This window comes from Streptomyces sp. NPDC054840, assembly GCF_053611065.1.
In genome coordinates this window covers 1-5223 of sequence record NZ_JBSGZP010000539.1, presented here as the reverse complement: position 1 = coordinate 5223, position 5223 = coordinate 1, and the positions used below count along the sequence as shown (strand labels likewise).

Below are 5223 nucleotides of genomic sequence, written 5' to 3'. Positions count from 1 at the left end.
CCCGCGAGGAGGTCGCCCGCTATGCCCACCGCGCCGTAACCGCCGAGGCCGCCGGCCTCGGCGACCGGGGAGAACTCCGGCGCGGGCCCGCCGGCGCGGGCCAGGCTCGTGGCGACGGTGCCGATACCGGGCCGACGGAAGAACAGGCGCACGCCGTCGCCCTCCGGGCGCACCGAGAGCGCGCCCGTCGTCTGGGGCAGCCCGGTCGCAAGGGGGCCGCCGAACGGAGCGTCCGGTGCCGGCTGGACCCAGGCCAGCACGGACCCGGCCGTGGCCGCGTACACGTGGCGCCGCCCCGCCGCATCGGTCGCGGTGACCGGGTCGCCTTGGAGGCCGGTGCCGCCCAGGCTCTGCCAGGCCCCGAAGTCGCCGCCCGCGGTCTCCTGCGCCCGGGCGCGCAGCGTCCGCCGGGAGTCGCGTACGTACACCGTCATCCGGCCCTCGTCGTCGACGGCGACGGACGGACCGCCGATCGCCGAGGTGCCGGACCTGTCCACGGCGTCCGGGGTGCCCAGCGACCGCCACGGGCCGAATCCGCCGTCGACCTCGCTCTGGACGGCGTAGACGATCTCCCGGCCGTACTCCTGGGGCGTCGCGCCCAAGGTGGTACGGGTGGCGAACACGCCGATCCGGCCGTCCCAGAGGCGGACGGCCGCCGCCCCGGCGTCGATGCCGTCGCCGGGCAGGAACGCGGGGCCCTGCCAGAGGGCCTGCGGGCCGCTGCGCGACCAGTACGCCATACGGCCGTCCAGCGCGGCGAAGGCCCACAGCCGTCCGGAGACGCCCTCGGTCATCCAGGAGGTGCCGTCACCGCGGCTGTAGCGGATGGTCTGGCTCCAGCCGGCGCCGGTGGGACGGGTGGCGGTCTTGCGGTCGCCGCAGCCGGCGGGGCTGCCGCACCAGTCCTGGTGGTCGGTCCAGGCGTAGGTCTTGAGGTAGCCGAGCTTCTCCTCGGCCGTCTGCGGGTCGAGTGTCGGGGGCAGTGAGCTGTTCGGGTAGCTCACGTAGTTCTGGACCGAGAAGTGCGGCCGGTCCGTGGTCCTGGCGTACCGCTCGGCGGCGGCCTGCACGAAGCGGGCGCCGTACACGTGGTCCTGGTGGTCGAGGAAGGCGCCGCCGTCCGCCCTCCCCGGGGTCGGGTCCTGCGTGCGTATCGTCGTCGGCCGGTACGCCTCGAACACGCCCGCTATGGCGGCCACGGCCTGGTCCTTGGTGTACGAGAACCAGTCCTTGACCGGCGTCCCGGAGGTGAGCTGGGCGCCCAGGGCGGGGGTTCGGCCGTCCCACAGGCCACGGAGACTCTCCGGGTTGTCCCCGGAGATGCTGCGGGCCTCGCGCAGCTCCATCCACACGAGGTTGACCTCGGGGCGGGCGACCAGGACGTCCACCTCGGCGCTGCCGCCGCCGGCGGTCGGTACGGACCTGCGCTGCCAGGCGCCGGCGCGGTCCCCGGTGGCCATCTCCGCGTAGGCGGCGCGTATGCCGTTCTGCCGGGCCTCCGCGTAGGCGGCGCGGTCGGCGGGGCCGGCGGCGTCCTGCAGGTGGGGGCTGTGGGCCTCGTTCCTGCCGTCGGACTCGCCGGAGGTCAGGTAGACGGTGGTGACCTTGATGCCGGTCGATATGGAGCGGCTGAGGTCGGGGTTCATGAAGAAGAGGTCGTCGTCGGGGTGCGCGACGACCTGGAGGGCGGAGCCCTCGGTCACGCTCGCGGCGATCACCACCTCGGGGGCCGCCGGCGGGCGCTCGGTCCCGTGTCCGTACGCCCAGGCCGTCATGCCGGCGGTGCCGACGGAGAACGCGGCGAGCAGGGCCGCGAGTCGGGTGCGGCGGGCCAGGGACATGTACAGCGCCTTGAGGGTCGGGCCGGTGCGGCGATCCGCCTGGGAGGTCGATCGGTGTCCCGATGGCTCCAGTGCTTCCGGAGACGACCGGGGCCGATTATGTCCCGCCCGTGGGGGGCTGACACACCATCAAGTCGCTTATGAGCACAAAGGGAGTTGTGAGAAAAAGACAACATTTTGTCCTATTTGTCGATCCTTGTGCGGTTGACCCGGAAAACAGGCCGGAACCGGCGTATATGCTGGCCACCTGCGGGTTGCGTGGAATCGACACGACCGCCGAGCATGCCGGCCTCTTCGCCACCGACCCCCACAAGTGGCGCATTCCACACCCTGGCCGACCGGCGGCGGCAGTGACGCAGCTCTCACCGCCGCTGAGAGGCCGACGAGCGGCCGACGAGGCGGTTCCCGGAGTCCGGGCGCCTCGCCCGCCCCGGCATTACCCTGGACGGAGCCACCGCACAGACCGAACCGCTGGGACGCGGGGCCTGTACGGGGCAGGGCCGGTATCGCGCGAGTGCCGGGAGAGGTACTGCCGCGGCCCTCGCCCGACAGCCTCAGTCCTCCGTAGGGACGAACCTGGCGAGCGAAGTCCAGTCCAGGGGACGCACGATCGCGGCCAGGCGGGCGAAGGGATCCTGCCCAGCCGTCTGGAACCACATCACCGAGAGCTTTGTGTGCCCAGGCTCTGCCATGTCCTCGGGAGTCCACCATGACGTCAGCCGAGCACCGACCACCTCGCGCGGCAGCCACTCCTCGACCCGCCCCTCCATATCGGCTCGGAGCTTGTCGAGGTCGTGCACATACAGATGCGGCGTCGCCGCCATCGCCTTCTCGATGCCTTGGAGACGAAAACGACGGTGCAGGTACGGTGTGCCTTCGAGCATCCCTTCACGGTCGTCGTCCACCGTGAGCGCGCGGAGCTCGGCGTGTACCGGTCCCACCTGATAGCTGCGCAACCCGTCGGTAGTCATCTTCAGTGGCCGCCGTCCGGGCGCAGTTCGATGTGGTCCGGGGCGAGGTCGACCGCCACGCGGTGTTCCATGCCCAGGGCCTCCAGGAACTTCGGGGGGAGCTGGACGCGCCCGGAGCGGTCGAGGACGACGTACTCGCGTTCGCTGATGGATTCCTCGCCGTGCTCGTCGGTGACCAGGCGACGCAGGACCTCGCTGCTGGTGCGGCCGTCGCGGATCGCCACGGTCCGGCGGACCTCGCCCGCCACCATCGGATCGTGCGTCACGATGATCACCGTCACGCCGAGTTCCTTGTTCACCGTCCGGAATGTCTCGAAGACCGCCGCCGCCGTCTCCGAGTCCAGTTCGCCCGTGGGTTCGTCGGCGAGCAGCACCTTGGGGTCGTTCGCCATGGCCACGGCGATCGCTACGCGCTGCTGCTGGCCGCCGGAGAGTTCCGCCGGGCGCCGGTGCGCCAGTTCGCCGATCCCGAGGGCTTCCAGGATCCCCCCGACCCTGGCCGCGCGGCGTGCGCGCGCGCCGCGGCGGGGGCGCACGCCCTTCAGCTGCATGGGCAGGGCCACGTTCTGGGCGGCCGTCAGGAAGGGCAGCAGGTTGCGCGCCGTCTGCTGGAAGACGAACCCGACCGCTTCGCGCCGGTAGCGCAGCCGGTCCCGCGCCGACAGTTCCAGCAGGTCGTAGCCGGCGACCGCAGCGCTGCCGGCCGTGGGGACGTCCAGGCCCGCCAGGATGTTCAAGAGGGTGGACTTGCCGCTGCCGGAGGCCCCGACCAGGGCCATCAGGTCGCCCTGGTCGACCGTCAGTTCCAGCCCTTGGAGGGCCTGTACCTCGATGCCGTCCTGGCTGAAGATCCGGACCAGGCGGTCGCAGGCGATCGCGACGTCCGCCGCCGCAGTGCGCGGCTCCGCGGCGGCCGTCGCCCGGCGGCGAAGCTCCTCGTACGTCGGCTGGTCGGTTTTCAACGCTGGTCTCCCGCTCTCAACTCGTTGGTGATCTGCCGTCGCCCGGATGTCGCCGCCTCGACGAACACGGCCGCGGCGACCAGGGCGGCCAGGCCCAGGGCCTGGGTCAGCACGGGCCCCGCCGTGAGCCGCACTCCGTCCGGCACGCGGGCGCCGACCAGCGTGGTCAGGTCGATCGCCGGGCCCAGCAGGGCCACCGCGGCGGCCGCCACCAGCGCCCCGCCGAGCGCCGCGGCCAGGGTCTGCGGCAGGGTCTCGGCAAGGATCAGCGCCACGCCCTGCCTGCGACGCAGGCCCATGGTGCGCAGCCGGGCCAGCAGCGCCGCGCGTTCGGGTACGGCCCGCATCAGTGTCAGCAGGACGGCCAGCAGGGCGAAGCCCGCCGCTCCGGCCACGGAGGCCCAGAAGAGGCGCTGTGCCGAGCGCTGCAGTGGATCGGCGCCCAGTGACGTGACGGCCTCGGAGCTGGTGCTCACGGGGTACACGTCGTCGAGCGGGGCCGGGCCCGCGGCGGAACCGGAACCGGGGATCGGAGCCGGGGCCGGGCCGGGAGTCGCGGGCGGCGCCGGGAGCTTGGAGCGGACCAGCGCGCGCACCCGGTCCCCGTCGACGTCGCCGAGGCCGAGCCACCGGTTCGGGTGGCCGGCGCCGCCCATGAGGACCGTCGCGGCTCCCGTCGGGAGGACGACGGTCGCAGCGTCCCGCGCCGGATGGGCCGGGGTGCAGTCGACCATTCCCACGACCCGTACCTTCAGCTCGCCGCCGTCGCCGGGCTGCACCGTGTACGTGCCGCCCCGCGTGGCCTGCCCGGCCAGGCTCGCGCTGAACAGCGCGGGCACCGGGGCATCGGCGGACTGCGCACCGCCGTCGGCCAGCAGGGCCGGCTCGAAGGATCCGCAGCCGAGGACCCGGGACAGCTCCGCGTACGCGGCCGGCTCGGCAACGATCACGGTGACCTGGCTGGATCTCACGGTGGTGCCGTGCAGGGAGGAGTCGTGGTCGATCCACAGCGGCACGGACGTCCGTACGCCCGGCAGCTCGCCCGCGGCCTTCGCGAGTCCCGCCGGAAGAGGGGATTTCCCGTACGCGGAGATCGCCACGTCGCCCCCGACGGTCAGCCGGGCCACCCCCAGCCGGGACGAGTCCACCGACTGCAGCACGGCGGCGCCGAATCCCCCGGTGGTGATGGCCAGGAGCAGCGCGACCATCGGCAGGACGGAGGGACCGGTGCGGCCGCGGGCCTGCGTGCCGGTGGCCCCCGAGCCGCGGGCGGCCCGCGCGAGTCCGAGGAAGCCGACCAGCCCGGAGCTGCGGCCGGCCGCCCGGGCGAGCCATCCGGTGACCACCGGCTGGAGCCGGGCCAGCAGCAGCCCCCCGCACAGGGCGAGCAGCAGCGGGGCAGCGATCAACAGCGGGTCGAGGTCGCTGCCGGGCGGGGCGACCCCGCGT

General features: G+C 73.4%; 3 protein-coding genes and 1 pseudogene. All 4 read right to left on the bottom strand.

From position 1 onward, the window contains the following. Nucleotides 1-1841: PIG-L family deacetylase (locus tag ACWGIU_RS29045; protein ID WP_453710692.1), on the bottom strand; the 1841-nt coding region annotated here is incomplete at its 3' end. Between the two features lie 554 nt (nucleotides 1842-2395). Beyond that, nucleotides 2396-2812 carry a hypothetical protein gene (locus ACWGIU_RS29040; protein WP_453710690.1) on the bottom strand — a complete coding sequence of 139 codons (417 nt, stop codon included), beginning with the start codon at nucleotides 2810-2812 and terminating at the stop codon, nucleotides 2396-2398. Between the two features lie 2 nt (nucleotides 2813-2814). After that, the gene (locus ACWGIU_RS29035; RefSeq protein ID WP_453710688.1) at nucleotides 2815-3774 is read right to left on the bottom strand and encodes an ABC transporter ATP-binding protein; all 960 of its coding nucleotides are present in this window, start codon (nucleotides 3772-3774) and stop codon (nucleotides 2815-2817) included. Next, nucleotides 3771-5223, bottom strand: a pseudogene (locus tag ACWGIU_RS29030) (hypothetical protein); the annotation flags it as partial. The pseudogene ACWGIU_RS29030 and the gene ACWGIU_RS29035, both read right to left, overlap by 4 nt.

Excerpts from the sequence above, each read along its gene's own strand:
- ACWGIU_RS29040 (WP_453710690.1), bottom strand. The coding sequence starts at position 2,812 with ATGACTACCGACGGGTTGCGCAGCTATCAGGTGGGACCGGTACACGCC.